Genomic DNA, 17,513 nt, shown 5'->3' with positions numbered 1-17,513 from the left:
AAATTCTCTAAAATTGATTGTTTTTTGTTCGGTTCGTTATATTGTGTCTTTGTGGGGTATTTTTTTATAAAAATCAGATGGTTGATTCTGTTGGTCTGAAGGATGGTGCCAGGAGGGGCTTTTTTGGAACAGTATGCTGTAATTTGGCTTAACGTTGACCATTTCTGTCGGTGTTGAGGTTGTGCGCGAATATTATTATTGTCGATATTTAAAGATATTTACACTATTGTCAGGAAAGTCCTGTGGGTAGATATTTAGACAGAAATGAATTATTCTGACTGTGATTTATCTATTTACCCCAAAGAAAAGGTTTCCAAATAATATGTCTTTGACGTTACAGAATCTTAATAATATCCGAACTCTGCGCGCCATGGCGCGTGAATTATCCCTGGACGTTCTTGAGGAAATGCTGGAAAAGGTCAGGGTCGTTGCTGAAGAGAAACGTAGTGAACTGGCGGAATTAGAGCAGCAGCGTACTGAGCAGCAGGAAAAAATTAACGCTCTGCTGGAACGGATGAAAGCAGATGGTATTTCACCGACTGACCTGTTAGGTTCAGATCTGGCGCAGGCAGGAAAGACGGCGAAAAAACGTAAAGCGCGTGAAGCAAAATATCGTTTTATTGACCAGAACGGTGAAGAAAAAACGTGGACTGGCCAGGGACGTACGCCGAAGCCAATTGCCAGTGCGCTGGCAAACGGTAAATCACTGGATGATTTTCTGATCTAATCCGTGAGCCGGACGGATCACTCCGTCCGGTTGTCTGTTCAGCAGACGCCGAAATCACCGTCTTCGGTATACAGAGCCAGATCGCTGGCTTTCAGGGTATATTTCTCGCCTTGTTCATTGCTGGCCTGTACCGCCACAACGCTGTCACCCTCAACTTCAATGACTTTCAGTTTCGGACCGCCTTTACGCGGTTGCACATAATCACCGACAGAAAACATATTACCTCCTCATCGTTTTAGTGAACTTCACCTTAGCCCACGCGCGCTGCCGGGTACAGTGTAATTCACGGATTACTGCTTATGAGGTACGCCGGTTCCATGGCATCACTTTCAGCAGTCGTGCCATACCGCAAAAACCTGTCAGACCTGCGAACAGCAGCCCGGCCCCCACAAAACCGCTGAGCAGGAAAAAGCTGCTTGAGACGCTATAGCCCAGCACCACGCCACAGAGAATCAACAGCCCGGCGGCAATTTGCACCTGACGCATCAGCGGGAGCGGCTGCGATTTGTCCTCGACAGTCAGCAGTCCAGCCTGCTTCCAGCCCTGAATGCCACCTTCGACGACAAATGCCTGAGCGGGGGCAGCAGCCTGTGCAAGGCGGTCAGCATTTCCGGACGTCCGGGCGCCGGACTGACAGTGAAAAATCACGGTTTCACCCGCCCGTGTAGTAAGCCCGCCGGGTAAGGTGTCCAGCGGTATGGACTGTGCCGCCGGAATATGCTCGCGGGCATACTCATCGGCATCACGAATATCAATCAGTTTTGCACCTTCGGCAACGCGCGCTTTGGCCTGCTGCGGTGATAGAAGAGGAAGTGACATGGCGGCTCCTTACGGGCAATAAAGGGTTTTCAGGGTACTGATAAGCTGATACACGGCATCGTTTTTAATGAAATAGAGAATGCGCTGCGCTTCGCGGCTGCTGTCGATAAGCCCTTCTTCACGCATACGCGCCAGATGCTGCGACGTGGCGGAGGGGCTAAGTCCCGTTGCGCGAGCCAGCTCCCCCGCGCTGGTGCCGGGTGCACCGCACAGCGTGCAGAGGATCAGCAGCCGACGCGGGTTGCTCATCGCTTTTAAGAGTCCTGCGGCCTGCTCAGCGCTGGCCTGAAGTTGTTCGAGTTCGGTCATGATAGTTTAGAGTTTACTTAATTAAGCAAATGCTAAACTAATTTATTGCTTCGCGCCACAAGAGATCGCTATAGATGTGGGTCAGCACCCCCGCAGGGCCAAATTGTTGTTTGATCCAGCGTGTGACCTGGCCTGTCGCCGCATGCTGCGTGGCGAGCAGCATGCGTGAGTCCTGACGTGGATTATTAATGCGTCGGGTGACCAACAACCCTTCTTCCACCGCCTCACGGGCCATATATTCGGGCAAGAACCCGATCCCTTCCCCCAGGATCTGACACTGACATTTGGTGTTGAAATCCGGCACCAGAATCGCCTCCTGCCCGTGCAGCAACCAGCCGACCTTTTTGTTAATGGTATGGGCGGTATCTTCCACCATGATGTTGGGGTACAGGCGTAGCTGGCTCTCTGCTATTGGTTCCGGGACGAAGGCCAGCGGATGTTCCGGCGCGATGGCGAATACCCAGCGGATAGCGCCAATCTCGGTGTAATCAATGCCACCGCCGTCGAGCAGCGTGTCCGGCGCGCCAATGGCAATATTGGCCTGGTTGTTGATGATGGAGTCCCAGACGCCGTTATACACCTCGGTCGTCACGGTTATCTGGCAGGTGGGAAACTGCTTTTTCAACACCTGCAGCAGCCGCGCGGTATGGCGTGGGGTGTATAAAAGCTGGTTGATACAGATGCGTACTCGCGCTTCAATACCCTGAGAAATGGTGTCTATCCCGCGTTTGATGGCATAAAAATCATTCAACAGATCGGTGGCTTTGCGATAAAAGTAAAAGCCGGACTCGGTCAACTCAATGCTGCGCGTGTTGCGCACAAACAGCACAACGTCTAAGCCGGTCTCCATCCGCTTGATGGTGTAACTGATGGCCGAGGTGGTAACGCCCAGCTCGGTAGCGGCCTTGCTGAAACTGCCGAAGCGTGCGGCGGTGGTAAAGGCCAGCAGGTTCTCTTCGGTAAAGATAGAATTCATATCACTGCTCCTGTGAGCCATCAGTTTTGAACATATTTTAACAGCGTTGTTACAACGCATTTGAAGCCGATCACAGTTCTGGCTTTTTGCTGTAAGTCGCGCATAGCAAGGCTTTGTCAGGCATAAGCAGAATGCAGCCTTACGCGTTAAAAAGCGCGAAAACATAAGGAAAAGATTGCACGGCCGCACGTTTTGGCTGAATTGTTGAATTTAACTCAATAATGAATTGACTGTCGATGAATCATTTTTAAGCGGATTCTTTTATGACCAGGCTGTTGCTATTCTCAGGTCAACAGAAATAAAAACATCGGGAGTCTGAATATGTCTGGAACTGAACTCGTTACTGAATTTCTGCTGGCGGCAGAAGAGGGCAATAGCGATGCGCTAAAAGCCTGCCTGGAGAAAGGCGTGGATATTAACGCCACCAACCGTCAGAAAAGAACCGCGGTTATTATTGCCAGCCTGAAAAAGCATTATTCTTGTGTGGAGTTATTAATTGCCGCCGGCGCGGATATTGATAAACAAGACCAGACCTGTTTTAACCCCTTCCTGATTAGCTGCCTGACGAACGATTTAACCCTGCTGCGCATCGTCCTTCCGGCAAATCCGGATCTCGACCGTCTGACGCGTTTCGGTGGCGTGGGTATTACACCCGCCAGTGAAAAAGGGCACGTGGAAATAGTGCGCGAATTACTGGAGAAAACCGATATTAACGTTAACCACACCAACTTTGTTGGCTGGACACCGCTGCTGGAAGCCATCGTTTTAAATGACGGCGGCGCGAAGCAGCAGGAAATTGTGAAGCTGCTGCTGAATCACGGCGCGAATCCGCACATGACCGATAAATACGGAAAAACGCCGCTCGAACTGGCGCGAGAAAAAGGCTTCACCGCAATCGCTGACCTGCTGCTGGCGGCGGGCGCGTAACCTATCCGGCCAGCCTTCGCCGGCTGGCAACCCTGACATTAAGCATTTTACCGGCGTGCATTTTGCACGACGGCGGCCCCCTTTTATCCTCTTTCAGGAGAAAATAATGCCAACGAAAATCGTCATAAAAAAGAATACCTACTTCGATTCGGTTTCATTAATGTCCGTTTCCACCAAAGCCAATAAATTGCCGGGCGTTGAGCAGGCCTTTGTGGCCATGGCAACGGAGATGAACAAAGGCGTCTTAAAAAATCTCGGATTATTAACGCCGGAATTAAATGAGGCCAAAAACGGCGACCTGATGATCGTGATTAAAGGCGATGCGGCAAATGAAGAAACGCTGGCGGCCATTGAAGCGCTGTTCACGCGTAAAGAGAGCGCGGGATCCCATGAAGCGCGCTATGCGACGATTGCCAGCGCCAAAACCCATCGCCCGGACAGCAACCTTGCTGTGATTTCCGTCAACGGCACCTTCGCCGCTCGCGAAGCGCGTCAGGCGCTGGAAAACGATCTCAACGTGATGCTCTTCTCCGATAACGTATCGCTCGACGACGAGCTGGCGTTGAAGCAACTGGCGCACCAGAAAGGGCTGCTGATGATGGGGCCGGACTGCGGCACCGCCATTATCAACGGCGCGGGGCTGTGCTTTGCCAACGCGGTGCGCCGCGGACCGATTGGTATTGTCGGCGCTTCCGGTACCGGCAGCCAGGAGCTGAGCGTGCGCATTCACGAATTCGGCGGCGGCGTGTCACAGTTGATTGGCACCGGAGGGCGCGATCTCAGCGAGAAAATCGGCGGCCTGATGATGCTCGACGCCATTGAGATGCTGGAGGCGGACGACGCCACGCAGGTGATTGCACTTATCTCCAAACCGCCTGCACCAGCGGTCGCTGAAAAGGTGTTGGCCCGCGCGCGAGCCTGCCGTAAGCCTGTGGTTGTCTGTTTCCTGGGCCGCAATGAACCACCTGCCGATGAAGACGGGCTGCAGTTTGCCCGTGGCACTAAAGAAGCCGCCCTGAAAGCTGTCCTGCTCACCGGCATCAAAAAAGAGTCGCTTGATCTGCATCCGCTCAACTGGCCGCTGATCGAAGAGGTGCGCACCCGGCTGACTCCACAGCAGAAGTACATTCGCGGCCTGTTCTGCGGCGGCACGCTGTGCGATGAAGCCATGTTTGCCGCGCTGGAGAAATTCGACAACGTCTACAGCAACATTCAGCCGGATCCAACAAAACGCCTGAGCGACATCAACGTCAGTAAAGCCCATACCTTCCTCGACTTTGGTGACGACGACTTCACCAACGGCAAACCGCACCCGATGATCGACCCGACTAACCGCATCAGCCGCCTGTTGCAGGAAGCGCGCGATCCGGAGGTGGGGGTGATCGTTATGGACTTCGTGCTGGGCTTTGGCGCACACGACGATCCGGTAGGGGTGATGCTCGACGCCATTAACGAGGCGCATGCAATTGCGAAAGCTGACAACCGACCGCTGGAAATTCTGGGCTACGTGCTGGGCACTGACCAGGATCCACAGTCGCTGGTGCAGCAGTGCCAGCTTCTGACCGATGCTGGTGTGATTTGGGCCAGCAGCAGCACCAATACCGGATTACTGGCGCGTGAATTTGTCTGCAAAGGGGAGAAAGCATAATGACGACTTTATTTAACCAGCCGCTGAACGTGATTAACGTTGGTATTGCGATGTTCAGTGACGACCTCAAAAAACAGCACGTGCCCGTCACCCAACTCGACTGGACACCGCCGGGGCAGGGCAATATGCAGGTGGTGGAAGCGCTGGACCAGCTGGCGAGTAAACCACTGGCGGAAAAAATTGCCACGGCCAACACCCTCGCCCTCGAGCGCATTATTCAGTCTCATCCGGTGCTGGTGGGTTACGACCAGGCGATCAACGTCGTGCCAGGCATGACCCGCACCACTATTTTGCATGCTGGTCCACCGGTGACGTGGGAAAACATGTGTGGCGCGATGAAAGGTGCTGTTACCGGCGCGCTGGTGTTTGAAGGGTTGGCAAAAGATATCCGCGACGCCGAACGCGTGGCGGCTTCCGGAGAAATCACCTTCTCGCCGTGCCACGAACACGACTGTGTAGGCTCCATGGCGGGCGTCACTTCTGCCTCAATGTTTATGCACATCGTCGAAAACAAAACCTACGGTAACCGCGCGTTCACCAACTTAAGCGAGCAGATGGCGAAAATTCTGCGTATGGGCGCGAATGATCAGAGCGTGATTGACCGCCTGAACTGGATGCGCGACGTGCTCGGCCCGATGCTGCGCGACGCCATGAACATCATCGGTGAAATCGATCTGCGCTTAATGCTGGCGCAGGCACTGCACATGGGCGACGAGTGCCACAACCGCAACAACGCGGGCACCACGCTGCTGATCCAGGCGCTGACGCCGGGGTTGATTCAGGCGGGCTACCCGGTAGAGCAGCAGCGCGAGGTCTTTGAGTTTGTTGCCAGCAGCGACTACTTCTCCGGCCCGACGTGGATGGCGATGTGTAAAGCCGCGCTGGACGCCGCTCACGGCATTGAATACAGCACCGTAGTGACCACCATGGCGCGTAACGGCTATGAATTCGGCCTGCGTATTTCCGGCCTGCCCGGACAATGGTTTACCGGCCCGGCGCAGCAGGTCATTGGCCCGATGTTCGCGGGCTACAAACCGGAAGACTCCGGGCTGGATATCGGCGACAGCGCCATCACCGAAACCTACGGCATTGGCGGCTTTGCGATGGCAACCGCCCCGGCGATTGTGGCGCTGGTGGGCGGTACGGTCGAGGAAGCCATCGACTTCTCTCGCCAGATGCGCGAAATCACCCTTGGTGAAAACCCGAATGTCACCATTCCGCTGCTGTCGTTTATGGGCATTCCTACTGCCATCGACATCACCAGAGTGGCGGGCAGCGGCATTCTGCCGGTGATCAACACCGCGATTGCCCACAAGGACGCCGGAATCGGCATGATTGGGGCGGGCATTGTTCACCCGCCGTTTAGCTGTTTTGAAAAGGCGCTGTTGACCTTCCGCGATCGCTACTTTTTATAAGGCATGCATCCATGAAAAACATGAAACTGGAGTGGAAAAGAGGTGACTGGGCGGCCTATTTCGGGCTCATGACCAACAACCTGACCAATTTGCTGACCATGATGGGGTTGCTCATTTTTGTCGTCGGCATCCCGAAGGAGATTGTTTATGGACGCATCGCGCCAGCCTTCGGGCTGGCGGTACTGGTAGCGAGCGTCTGCTATGCGTGGTTTGGCCTGCAGATGGCACGCCAGACCGGGCGTACTGACGTCACTGCGCTGCCGTCCGGCCCGAGCGCGCCGTCGATTTTTACCGTGACCTTCCTGGTATTAATGCCGGTTTATCAGCAGACCGGTGATGCGGAATTTGCCATCCAGATCGGTCTGGTGTGGTGCTTCGTGGAAGCGATGATCCTGGCGGGTGGTTCATTTTTAGGAGAAACCATCCGCAAGATGATCCCGCGTACCGTGCTGCTGTCGTGCCTGTCTGGTTTAGGGTTGCTGCTGCTGGCGATGAACCCGATGCTGCAGGCGTTTGAGGCGCCAACGGTGTCATTCATCGTGCTGCTGCTGATCTTCATCAACTGGTTTGGCAAAAAGCCGATCTTCGCCCGCATCCCGACAGGGCTGTTGCTGTTGGTTGCCGGTACGGCCCTGGCGTGGATCTCTGGCCTGCAAAGCCCGGAAGCGATCAAGGCGTCGATGTCATCGTTCGGCTTTAACCCGCCGTCCGTGCATATCGAAGGCTTTATGCAGGGCCTGCCGCACGCGCTGCCGTACCTTGCCTCGGCGGTTCCTCTGGGGCTGGCAAACTACATCTTTGACCTGGAAAACATTGAGAGTGCTCACGCAGCAGGGGATGAATACCCAACCCGCAAAGTGATGCTGGCAAATGGTCTGGCATCAATGCTTGGCTGCCTGATGGGTAACCCGTTCCCGGTGACGGTCTATGTTGGCCATGCGGGCTGGAAAGCGATGGGAGCCAGCATTGGCTATACGCTGGCGTCGGGTGTGACCATGTTCATCGTGCCGCTGTTCGGGCTGGGGGCGTTTATGCTCGCCATCATTCCGATGACCGCCATCGTGCCGATTCTGGTGTTTATCGGCGTGGTGACCGCCAACCAGGTGGTGAGAGAAACCCCCAAAGTGGAAGTGCCCGTGATCTTCATCTGTCTGTTCCCGTGGATCGCCAACTGGGCGCTGACCATGATGAACAGCGTGATGGGGGCGGCGGGCACCAGTGCGGCGAAAATCGGTACCGATGTGCTGCACAGCAAAGGCATCTACTACGAAGGGCTGGTGCATCTGGGGAATGGCGCACCGCTTGCCAGCATGCTGTGGGGTTGTATCGCCATCTTCGCCATCATCAATAAACCGCTGCGCGGTGCCGTTGCGGCGGCTGTCGGTGCGTTGCTGGCGCTGTTTGGGGTGATCCACGCCCCGGTGGTGGGCTTTGCCGAAGGCAGTTCGCTGATGTTTGTCACGGCGTATCTGATGATGGGCGGCATGTTTGTGGTGAAACATTTCCTTGATAGCCGGGAAGCGGCGAGCGCTGAAATTACTGTTGCGAAGGAACACGTATGAAAGAGCTTATGGTCGTCGCCATCGGCGGCAACAGCATTATCAAAGATAACGCCAGCCAGTCGATTGAACACCAGGCGCTGGCGGTCAAAGCGGTGGCAGAGTCGGTGCTGGAGATGCTGGCATCCGACTACGACATTGTGCTCACGCACGGAAACGGCCCCCAGGTAGGGCTGGATCTGCGCCGCGCCGAAATCGCCCACGAGCGGGAAGGGCTGCCGCTGACTCCGCTGGCGAACTGTGTGGCAGATACGCAGGGCGGTATTGGTTACCTGATCCAGCAGGCGTTAAATAACCGCCTTGCCGCACGCGGGGAGCAAAAAGCGGTCACGGTCGTTACTCAGGTGGAGGTGGATAAAAATGATCCGGGCTTCACCCATCCCACTAAACCCATCGGCGCGTTCTTTAGTGAAGTGCAGCGCGATGAGCTGCAACTCGCCCACCCGGACTGGCATTTTGTTGAGGACTCTGGCCGGGGTTATCGCCGCGTAGTGGCGTCTCCACAGCCGTTGCGGATTGTCGAAGCCGATGCCATCAAGACGCTGACGCAGAAAGGTTTTGTGGTGATTGGCGCGGGCGGCGGCGGTATTCCGGTGGTTCGCACACCTGAAGGTGATTACCAGAGCGTCGATGCGGTGATTGATAAGGATCTCTCCACCGCATTGCTGGCACGTGAGATCCACGCTGATGTGCTGGCGATCACCACCGGCGTGGAAAAAGTGTGTATCAACTTCGGCAAGCCAAATCAGCAGGCGCTGGACACCGTCAACATGGCGCAGATGTCGCGGTATATGGATGAAGGCCATTTCCCGGCGGGCAGCATGCTGCCCAAAATCATCGCCTCGCTGGAATTTTTAAACCACGGCGGCAAGCGGGTGATCATCACCTCGCCGGACAGCCTGCCTGCGGCGCTGCGCGGTGAAACCGGCACCCATATTGTTAATGAAGGAAGATAAGATGAGTGAAAACAAAAGCCGACGCGAGTTTATCAGCCAGAGCGGCAAAATGGTCACCGCCTGCGCACTGTTTGGTGCGACCGGATCTGTCGCGTATGCTGCGGATACTGCGAAGCCAACCTGCGAGACGGGCAAACCGATGAGCATCACCGCAAAACACTATTATCTGGATAACGTCCTGCTGGAAGCCGGGTTCAATTTCGACGGCGGCGTGGCGACCAGCACCCGCACCGAGCTGAAAACGCTGGAGATTAAAGACGGGAAGATCGTCGCCCTGCGCGATAACAAAAGCCACGCTGATGCCACGCTGCCGCACTACGATGCGGGCAGTAAACTGATGCTGCCGGCGATGCGCGACATGCACATCCATCTCGATAAAACCTTCTATGGCGGCCCGTGGCGCTCCCTGAACCGCCCGGCGGGCACCACCATTCAGGACATGATCCGCCTGGAGCAGAAGCTGCTGCCGGAATTACAGCCCTATACGCAGGAGCGGGCGGAAAAGCTGATCGACCTGATCCAGTCCAAAGGGTCCACCATCGCCCGCAGCCACTGCAATATTGAGCCGGTTTCCGGCCTGAAAAACCTGGAAAATTTACAGGCGGTACTGGCGCGTCGTAAGCCCGGTTTCGACTGCGAAATCGTCGCCTTCCCGCAGCACGGCCTGCTGCTATCGAACTCTGAAAAACTGATGCGTGAGGCGATGCAGGCCGGCGCGCACTACGTGGGTGGACTCGATCCCACCAACGTGGATGGCGCGATGGAGAAATCCCTCGACACCATGTTCCAGATTGCGCTGGACTACGACAAAGGAGTGGACATTCACCTGCACGAAACCAGCCCGGCGGGTGTGGCAGCGGTGAATTACATGGTGGAAACCGTGGAGAAAACGCCAGAGCTGAAGGGCAAACTGACCATCAGCCATGCTTTCGCGCTGGCTACGCTCAATGAACAGCAGGTGGATGAGATCGCCACCCGCATGGCAGCACAGCAGGTAACTATCGCCTCTACCGTGCCGATTGGCACTCTACATATGCCGCTAAAGCAGTTGCGGGATAAAGGCGTGTTTGTGATGACGGGTACCGACAGCGTAATCGACCACTGGTCTCCGTATGGCCTGGGGGACATGCTGGAAAAAGCCAACCTGTACGCTCAGCTTTATATTCGACCAAACGAGCAGACGCTCTCCCGCGCGCTCGGTATCGCCACCGGCGACGTGCTGCCGCTGAACGACAAAGGCGAGCGCGTGTGGCCGAAAGCGCAGGACGACGCCAGCTTTGTGCTGGTAGACGCTTCCTGCTCCGCCGAGGCCGTGGCGCGCATCTCCCCGCGCACCGCGACGTTCCATAATGGCAACCTCGTTTGGGGCTCGGTGGGCTAATGTGGTGCCGGGTGGCGGCTTCGCCTTACCCGGCCTACTGAAACCCTCAAATCGTAGGCCGGGTAAGCGCAGCGCCACCCGGCAATGTTTTATACTGGGAGTCACATTCTTAAAGAGGGATCTGCCATGGCACACAACATCTACGACAACCCGACGTTTTTCGAAGGCTACGCCCAGCTTCCGCGCTCGGTGCAGGGGCTGGACGGCGCGCCGGAGTGGCCTGTGTTAAAAAGCATGCTGCCGGAGTTAACCGGTAAATCGGTTATTGATCTCGGCTGCGGATACGGCTGGTTCTGCCGCGCGGCGCGTGAGCTGGGCGCGTCTGACGTAGTGGGCGTTGATATCTCAGAAAAGATGCTCGCCCGTGCGGCGGAGTTGACCCACGATGACGGGATTCGCTATCAACGCAGCGATCTGGAATCTCTTAAGCTCAACAAGAACAGCCTCGATCTGATCTACAGCTCGCTGGCACTACACTACCTGCCGGAACTGGACACGCTATTCGCCAACGTTCAGCGCGCGCTCAAACCCGGCGGCAGCCTGGTCTTTTCGATGGAACACCCGATTTACACCTGCGCTACGCGTCAGGGCTGGCTGACCGACGATAACGGAGAGCGGTTCTGGGGTGTGAACCATTATCAGGACGAAGGCCAGCGCGTCAGCAACTGGCTGGCAGACGGGGTGATCAAATACCACCGCACGCTGGGCACCACGCTTAACGCGTTGATCAAGGCCGGATTAACTCTGAGCGAAATCAACGAATGGGGGCCAACGCAGGCTCAAATTGACGCCTGGCCTGCACTGGCCGAAGAGGCGGAACGTCCGATGCTGGTACTCATTTCCGCCCGAAAGGGTCAATAACCCACCTTATACACCCGCCCGCTCTGCACGCCTTCTACGCTGCGACGATAGACCTGGGCGACGGTCGCGGCGGGCACGCTTTCAAAGCCCGGGAAGAAACCGTCGTAGGCTTCAGCAGATTCGGTGAGTACCGTTGGGCTAATCAGGTTGATGCGGATCCCGCGCGGCAGTTCGCAGGCCGCGGCGCGAACAAACCCTTCCAGCGCGGCATTTACCGTGGTGGCATTCACCCCCTGCGCAATCGGCTCGTGCGCCACAATTCCGCTGATTAGCGTAATTGATCCACCTTCGTTCAGGTAATGCTGGCCGGTCAGCGCCAGGCGCACCTGTCCGAGCAGTTTATCCTGCAGGCCCTGGTTGAAATCACTGTCTTTCATCGTGGCGAGCGGACCGAAGTACAAACCCCCGCTGGCAGAGACAATGGCATCCACCGGGCCGATTTTCTCAAACAGCGCCTGCACGCTCGCCTGGGAAGTGATATCCACCTGATAGTCGCCCTGCGTGCGACCTACGCGGATAACCTCGTGACGACGACTCAACTCTTCCGTCACTGCCCGACCGACTGTACCGCTGGCACCAATAATGACAATTTTCATCGCTGACTCCTTAATGTTGTGAGCCTTCATTCTTTAATAAATAAAAATGCAGATAAACTGGGCTAAAGTTAGAAGATTACTAACCAGAGGTTTGCAATATGGATAAGCTTCGCAGCATGGAGACCTTTATTGCCGTGGTTGAAAGCGGCAGTTTCACCGGTGCGGCGGCACGGCTGGAGATGTCGGCGGTGATGGTGGGGAAGTATATTGCGTTGCTGGAGTCTCAACTTGGTACGCGTCTTCTGGAGCGTAATACGCGACGCCAGAGCCTGACCGACGCCGGACGGGTCTATTTCGACGAGGCGAAGCGGGTACTGGAGCAGGTTGCCATCGCCGAAAGCGCGGTCGAGCGCCTGCGCGCAACACCTGCTGGCACTCTGCGGGTAACGGCCCCCACGTCCTTTGGCGGCTGCGTGATTGCACCGCTCACCGCCACCTTTTTGCAACGCTACCCGGAAGTGCGCGTGGAGCTGGATCTGACCAATCGGATGGTGGATCTGGTGCAGGAGGGCGTCGATCTGGCCATCCGCATTGGCGACATTCGCAACGACGACCTGGTCGCGAAATACCTCTGTCCTTATCGAATGGTGATCTGCGCCGCGCCTGATTATCTGGCGCACTACGGCACGCCACAAACGCCTGCCGATCTGGTGGATCATCTTTGCCTGTCCCACAGCGTGTGGACTGCACGCAATGAATGGCGGCTGCCGGGTGTCGAAGGGGAGGTGCGCTGGAAGCGTGATGCCATCCTAAGATGCAACGACGGCTACGGGCTGCGGATGGCCGCAAGAGCCGGGGCGGGGCTGTTATTACAACCGGAAGTGCTGGTCGCGGAAGAGCTGGAAAGTGGTCGGCTGGTGCGGGTGCTGGAGGATTACATTCCAGAGCCAAGACCGGTGCATTTGTTGTGGCGTCAGGATTTACGACCGCTCCCTAAGCTAACAGAATTTATCGCCCATATTCTGCTAAGATTGGGCACAATATAATAAAAGAAGGTAAGCAAAGAATGTCTGTGAATAAACTCGCCAGCAGCGCGCAGGGCCTGCAATCATCTGCCATCCGTGAATTATTAAAACATAGCAAAATGGCAGGGGTCATTTCGCTGGGCGGGGGTATTCCTAACCCTGCATTGTTCGATCATGAAGGCCTAAAAATGGCCGCTGATGCCGTATTATCCCAGCATTTTGGCGAAGCTTTCCAGTACGGTCTGACCGAAGGTGTTCCTGGGCTACGGGAAGAAATTCAGCGCATCTGTGAAGGGCGTGGGATCCGCTGTAAGGCGGATGAGGTGGTCGTGACCTCTGGTTCACAGCAATCACTTGACGTGCTGGCGCGTGCATTAATTAACCCTGGCGATACCGTCGTCGTCGAGCGTCCAACCTATCTTGCCGCGCTGCAGGTATTTGGCCTGGCGCAGGCGAATTTTGAATCCGTGGGTACCGATGCTGACGGAATGAAAGTGGATGAGCTCGAAGCGCTGGTGGTCAATAAACCCATTAAAGCGGTTTATATTGTGCCGACATTTGGTAACCCGGGTGGGGTAACCCTTTCTGAACCGCGTCGTAAACAGCTGGTGGAATTATCGAAGCGTTATGACTTCGTGATTATTGAAGACGATCCGTACAGCGAAATTAATTACACCGATGAAGTTTTCCGTCCGTTAATTGCCCACGCCAAAGATATCGGCAACGAAGAGAACGTGGTGTATACCTCAACCTTCTCTAAAATTCTTGCGCCAGGCACCCGCGTGGGCTGGGTGCTGGTACCGGAGTGGCTGAAGCGCGCGGTGGTGAATCTCAAGCAAACCACCGATCTGCACACCAGCACGCTGTCGCAGCTGATGACGTACGAATACCTGAAAACCGGTCGTCTGGCCGATCAGATTAAAATGATCCGCGAAGCCTATCGCCAGAAATACCAGACGTTCGCAACAGAACTGGAAGCCGAGCTGGGTGATGTGATGTCATTCCACAAGCCGAAGGGCGGCATGTTCCTGTGGGCGACTATGAAAAATGGGAGTAATACCACTCGCTGGCTGGAAAAAACGTTAAGTAACGGCGTAGTATTTGTTCCGGGCGAATTTTTCTACTGCAATGAGCCAGACCATTCGACGCTGCGTATGTCGTTTGTCACGCCAACGGATGAAGAGCTGAAAGAGGCGGTTCAACGCCTGAAAAAATCGCTGTAAAAGACCTGCGCATAATGGCGTCTCCGCCGTTATGCGTAACATTCTTGCAGCGCGGCCAAAGCCGCTATCTTTCATGGTGATCTCCATGTTTGAATTTCTGATCGGTGTCGTTACGCACACGCCCGTCTGGGTGTGGGTGCTGTTTATCTTCCTTATCTCCCGCGGCATTAAAGCCCGCCAGCCGACTACCGTCACGCTGGAGAGGCTTGCTGTCATTCCGGCGATCTTTCTTATCTGGGATATTTACGATCTGGTGGTCTACCGAACGCTGAGCCCTGGAACCGTTGCCTTGTGGATTGCCGGGATCCTCGCCGGATCTGCGCTGGGATATGTCCTGATCAGGCAGACAGTTATCACCCGCGCAGATGCGCCGCGCAGCCTTTTCCGCCAGGCAGATTACACCGCGCTGCCGTTTATGATGCTGGCGTTTGGGGTGACGTATGTGCTGGGCGTGATGAGCGCGGTCTCTCCGCAGACGATGCAGCAGCCCGCCATGAGCGCGCTGGCGATCGTCTCTGGCGGTGTGTTTGCTGGTGTGTTTCTCGGGAAATTTGCGCGCTATGTTGGCGTGTATGTCGCCCGTGTTCCGGTCTGAATTTACAGCAGGCCTTTCTGCGCGAAGGTAATGCGCGTGGCTTCATTGAGATCAAGCTCTTTTAACGATTCCGGACTTACCCAGGCGATCTCCTGAAACTCTTCATTAAACGTGACTTCCCGGTTGGCGCTGAGGCAGTCGAAGATCAGATAGATCATATAAATCTCCTCAGTGGTGCCATCGGGGTAGGTTTTCACCCTGATGTCATCGCGAAAAGCCCATGGCGTGACCGAGACGATCTCCAGTGCGTCGCCCAGCTCTTCGCGGATCTCACGGCGTAATGCCTGTTCCATGGTTTCGCCCGGCTCCATTCCGCCACCGGAGAGAGCCCACTGGCCGGGGAACACGCCGCGATCGTCGGCCATTTTGCACAGCAGGTAGGCCCCGTCGTTCTGGATGATGGGGCAGACAATGGTTCGTTGGTGCATGATTTCTTCCTGAAAAAGTATTGAGTAGGTAAATTTTATGCCGAATCAGGCAACATCCGGCTGGCCAGATTTTCGCTTAGCCATGACTTCCGCAACGGTCTTTATACGGCTTAACTCCTCCTGCATCCGGGAGTTAGATTGCGCTTCCCAGATATCGACGTTCAGCTGTAGGTTCAGCCAAAATTCAATAGTGGTATCAAAGGTTTTTGCCAGTTTTATCGCCATATCGGCAGTAAGTTTGCGATTGTTATTGACCAGCGCACTGATGGTATTGCGGTGTACATTAAGCATCTCCGCCAGATCGCTGATTTTCAGATTGAGCGGTTCAAGATACTCGTACTGCAACACGTCGCCCGGCGTGGTAGGTTTGCGGTGTGCCTGTTGAAGTGTCATAGGTGATGCCTCACTTGTGTTGCGTGTACCTGTGTGGAGAGAGGTAGAGATCGTCTGCTTTACCCTTTGTCCAGAGAAATACAAGCCTGTATTGCCTGTTTACCCGGATTGAGGAATATCCCTTCAGAGGAGGATTCAATGCTTCATACATATTACCCGGTGGCGATCGCAAATCCCGGTGAGAAGTAGCTGCGTTGATGATGTCGAGCTTTCTCGCAAGCGCTGTCTCCAGATTTGAAGGAATAACATTGCTCGATCTACCGTAAAGAAAAAAATCCTCAAGCCATTGATCCCGAAAATGATTAATCATAATGCTGGTGAGCTCCAGTCCATGAAGCTGAGTGAATAGTAGTGCACTCTTGCACTGTGCGCAAGTGCATTTTGTCTGCGGGTAATATTACCCTGGTGATGGCTGAAGGGAAGTGGGATGCATGACTAAAGGTAAATTCTTCGAGGTGGATTCCGCTTCTGGCGTGCGGTTTAATGCCCGGCGGTGCTGCGCTTGCGCGTACCTGCGGGAACGTAGGCCGGGTAAGGCGAAGCCGCCACCCGGCACTCCAGGCTTACCGCTCCCTCAGCGCCTCCTTCGCCCTGTTAAACGGCTTAATCAGATAATCCAGCACCGTTTTCTCTCCGGTCTTAATGTCCACCGTCGCAATCATCCCCGGCACAATCGAAAAGTGCCTGCCCGCTTTATTCACCAGGTAGTCCTGGCTGGTGCGGATAAAGACCCGGTAATAGAACACCTCCGGCTTGGCCTCGTCCTGAATAGTGTCCGGGGAAATCGTCTCCACGACCCCGTGCAGCCCGCCGTAAATGGCGTAATCGTAGGCGGTGATCTTCACCAGCGCCTCCTGGTTCGGGTGGATAAAGGCGATATCGCGGGGCGAGAGGCGGGTTTCAATCAGCAGATGATCGTCCACCGGCACAATCTCCATCAGCTCGCCGTTGGGCGGGATCACGCCGCCGATGGTGGTGACCTTGATGTTTTTCACGATCCCGCGCACCGGGGATTTTACGGTCAGACGGGTGACGGAGTCCTGGCGGCCTTTAAGAATGGCGGAGACCATATCCACCTCCGCGTTGGCTTTGGATAACGCCTCGCGGGCCTGAACGTAATACTGGGAGCGCACATCGGTGAGCTTCAGCTCCAGGTCACTTTTTTGCCGCTGCAACCGTAGCACCTCTACGTGGCTGGCAGCGCCGGTTTTCACCAGACGTTGGGTGATCGCCAGCTCTTTATTCGCCAGGTCTAACGCGGCGCGCAGCTCTCGCTGGGTGTCATCCAGTTGTGCGCGGCGGGAGTTGTAAAGTCGTGTTTCATCGGCAATAAGATCCGGCCATTTTGCCAGCGAAGGGGGAAACTTCAGCGGGAGATCGTTCACTTCGGCGTACAGGCGCGCGCTGGAGGCCAGTGAAGCGCGGTAGCGCGCCGCGCTTTCGCCGACGTTCGATTCGGAACGCGTCGGATCAAGCCGCGCCAGCACCTGCCCGGCCTGCACCTGATCCCCTTCGTGGACGTTCAGTTCGGTGAGTATCCCGCCGTCAAGCGACTGCAATACCTGCTCGCGCGAGCTGGGGATCACTTTACCCGAGCCGGTTGACACCTCATCCAGCACGCCAAACCACGCCCAGACGCCCAGCACCACAAACATCAGCAGCGAGAAGATCACGATCCGTCGCGCACCGGTGTAGCCGCTTTCGGAGTCGAGGGCGTTATCCAGATCGTCCATTG

At 55.7% G+C, this 17,513-nt stretch carries 20 protein-coding genes; 11 read left to right on the top strand and 9 right to left on the bottom strand.

The features are described from left to right. Positions 1-322: 322 nt before the first annotated feature. Complete coding sequence (gene stpA / locus ACLHV9_RS19185; RefSeq protein ID WP_028016790.1) at positions 323-727, top strand: DNA-binding protein StpA; 405 nt, start codon at positions 323-325, stop codon at positions 725-727. Positions 728-765: 38 nt separating this feature from the next. Here the strand turns inward: stpA and ACLHV9_RS19180 are convergent, their stop codons facing one another. The 4 genes from ACLHV9_RS19180 to ACLHV9_RS19165 form a co-directional block, all read right to left on the bottom strand. Continuing rightward, positions 766-945, bottom strand: coding sequence for a hypothetical protein (locus ACLHV9_RS19180; RefSeq protein ID WP_028016789.1), 180 nt, complete (start codon positions 943-945; stop codon positions 766-768). 79 nt (positions 946-1,024) lie between these two features. Beyond that, positions 1,025-1,546, bottom strand: coding sequence for a rhodanese family protein (locus ACLHV9_RS19175; protein ID WP_028016788.1), 522 nt, complete (start codon positions 1,544-1,546; stop codon positions 1,025-1,027). Positions 1,547-1,555: 9 nt separating this feature from the next. Next, positions 1,556-1,855, bottom strand: coding sequence for an ArsR/SmtB family transcription factor (locus ACLHV9_RS19170; RefSeq protein ID WP_108091004.1), 300 nt, complete (start codon positions 1,853-1,855; stop codon positions 1,556-1,558). Between the two features lie 37 nt (positions 1,856-1,892). Beyond that, positions 1,893-2,831 (bottom strand): LysR substrate-binding domain-containing protein, encoded by a 939-nt coding sequence (locus tag ACLHV9_RS19165; protein ID WP_114978685.1) that lies wholly within the window; start codon positions 2,829-2,831, stop codon positions 1,893-1,895. Between the two features lie 321 nt (positions 2,832-3,152). Between ACLHV9_RS19165 and ACLHV9_RS19160 the strand changes: the two genes are divergently transcribed. The 7 genes from ACLHV9_RS19160 to ACLHV9_RS19130 all read left to right on the top strand — a co-directional run bounded on the left by ACLHV9_RS19160 (position 3,153) and on the right by ACLHV9_RS19130 (position 11,578). Next, positions 3,153-3,758 (top strand): ankyrin repeat domain-containing protein, encoded by a 606-nt coding sequence (locus ACLHV9_RS19160; protein WP_028016785.1) that lies wholly within the window; start codon positions 3,153-3,155, stop codon positions 3,756-3,758. A gap of 106 nt (positions 3,759-3,864) precedes the next feature. After that, positions 3,865-5,406 carry an acyl-CoA synthetase FdrA gene (gene fdrA, locus ACLHV9_RS19155; protein ID WP_407220987.1) on the top strand — a complete coding sequence of 514 codons (1,542 nt, stop codon included), beginning with the start codon at positions 3,865-3,867 and terminating at the stop codon, positions 5,404-5,406. Beyond that, positions 5,406-6,821, top strand: a complete 1,416-nt coding sequence (locus ACLHV9_RS19150; RefSeq protein WP_176691089.1) for a DUF1116 domain-containing protein — start codon at positions 5,406-5,408, stop codon at positions 6,819-6,821. The genes fdrA and ACLHV9_RS19150 overlap by 1 nt, the downstream gene beginning before the upstream one ends. Before the next feature lie 11 nt (positions 6,822-6,832). Continuing rightward, complete coding sequence (locus tag ACLHV9_RS19145) at positions 6,833-8,383, top strand: hypothetical protein (RefSeq protein ID WP_028016782.1); 1,551 nt, start codon at positions 6,833-6,835, stop codon at positions 8,381-8,383. Next, on the top strand, positions 8,380-9,336 hold the full coding sequence (locus ACLHV9_RS19140; protein WP_407220986.1) for a carbamate kinase family protein: 957 nt from the start codon (positions 8,380-8,382) through the stop codon (positions 9,334-9,336). Before ACLHV9_RS19145 ends, ACLHV9_RS19140 begins: the two co-directional genes overlap by 4 nt. Position 9,337: 1 nt before the next feature. Continuing rightward, on the top strand, positions 9,338-10,717 hold the full coding sequence (locus tag ACLHV9_RS19135) for an amidohydrolase family protein (RefSeq protein ID WP_407220985.1): 1,380 nt from the start codon (positions 9,338-9,340) through the stop codon (positions 10,715-10,717). 126 nt (positions 10,718-10,843) lie between these two features. After that, positions 10,844-11,578 (top strand): class I SAM-dependent methyltransferase, encoded by a 735-nt coding sequence (locus tag ACLHV9_RS19130; RefSeq protein WP_407220984.1) that lies wholly within the window; start codon positions 10,844-10,846, stop codon positions 11,576-11,578. On the opposite strand, the gene ACLHV9_RS19125 is transcribed toward ACLHV9_RS19130, so the two are convergent. Next, a complete protein-coding gene (locus ACLHV9_RS19125; protein ID WP_049008726.1) occupies positions 11,572-12,174 on the bottom strand; it encodes a short chain dehydrogenase in 603 nt (200 codons plus the stop codon). The two genes, ACLHV9_RS19130 and ACLHV9_RS19125, sit on opposite strands and share 7 nt — an antisense overlap. A gap of 98 nt (positions 12,175-12,272) precedes the next feature. Here ACLHV9_RS19125 and ACLHV9_RS19120 point away from each other — a divergent pair, with 98 nt between their 5' ends. The 3 genes from ACLHV9_RS19120 (at position 12,273) to ACLHV9_RS19110 (ending at position 14,957) form a co-directional block, all read left to right on the top strand. Continuing rightward, a complete protein-coding gene (locus ACLHV9_RS19120; RefSeq protein WP_049008722.1) occupies positions 12,273-13,160 on the top strand; it encodes a LysR family transcriptional regulator in 888 nt (295 codons plus the stop codon). A 20-nt stretch (positions 13,161-13,180) separates the two neighbouring features. After that, the gene (locus ACLHV9_RS19115; protein ID WP_407220983.1) at positions 13,181-14,362 is read left to right on the top strand and encodes a PLP-dependent aminotransferase family protein; all 1,182 of its coding nucleotides are present in this window, start codon (positions 13,181-13,183) and stop codon (positions 14,360-14,362) included. An 85-nt stretch (positions 14,363-14,447) separates the two neighbouring features. After that, a complete protein-coding gene (locus tag ACLHV9_RS19110; protein ID WP_407220982.1) occupies positions 14,448-14,957 on the top strand; it encodes a DUF6622 family protein in 510 nt (169 codons plus the stop codon). A 2-nt stretch (positions 14,958-14,959) separates the two neighbouring features. Here ACLHV9_RS19110 and nudI read toward each other — a convergent pair whose 3' ends face one another. The 4 genes from nudI to ACLHV9_RS19090 form a co-directional block, all read right to left on the bottom strand. Further along, positions 14,960-15,385 carry a nucleoside triphosphatase NudI gene (gene nudI / locus ACLHV9_RS19105; RefSeq protein ID WP_407220981.1) on the bottom strand — a complete coding sequence of 142 codons (426 nt, stop codon included), beginning with the start codon at positions 15,383-15,385 and terminating at the stop codon, positions 14,960-14,962. 45 nt (positions 15,386-15,430) lie between these two features. Further along, the gene (locus ACLHV9_RS19100) at positions 15,431-15,778 is read right to left on the bottom strand and encodes a HigA family addiction module antitoxin (protein ID WP_407220980.1); all 348 of its coding nucleotides are present in this window, start codon (positions 15,776-15,778) and stop codon (positions 15,431-15,433) included. 10 nt (positions 15,779-15,788) lie between these two features. Beyond that, positions 15,789-16,088: a type II toxin-antitoxin system RelE/ParE family toxin gene (locus ACLHV9_RS19095; protein WP_028016772.1), complete on the bottom strand. Its 300-nt coding sequence runs from the start codon at positions 16,086-16,088 to the stop codon at positions 15,789-15,791. A 253-nt stretch (positions 16,089-16,341) separates the two neighbouring features. Next, a complete protein-coding gene (locus tag ACLHV9_RS19090) occupies positions 16,342-17,511 on the bottom strand; it encodes an HlyD family efflux transporter periplasmic adaptor subunit (RefSeq protein ID WP_108091060.1) in 1,170 nt (389 codons plus the stop codon). Between the last annotated feature and the right edge of the window lie 2 nt (positions 17,512-17,513).

The sequence above is a fragment of the Enterobacter sp. CPE_E890 genome (genome assembly GCF_046521475.1).
GTDB lineage: Bacteria > Pseudomonadota > Gammaproteobacteria > Enterobacterales > Enterobacteriaceae > Enterobacter > Enterobacter adelaidei.
The sequence above is the reverse complement of the archived record's forward strand: the minus strand, read 5'-3'. Positions and strand labels throughout refer to the sequence as shown.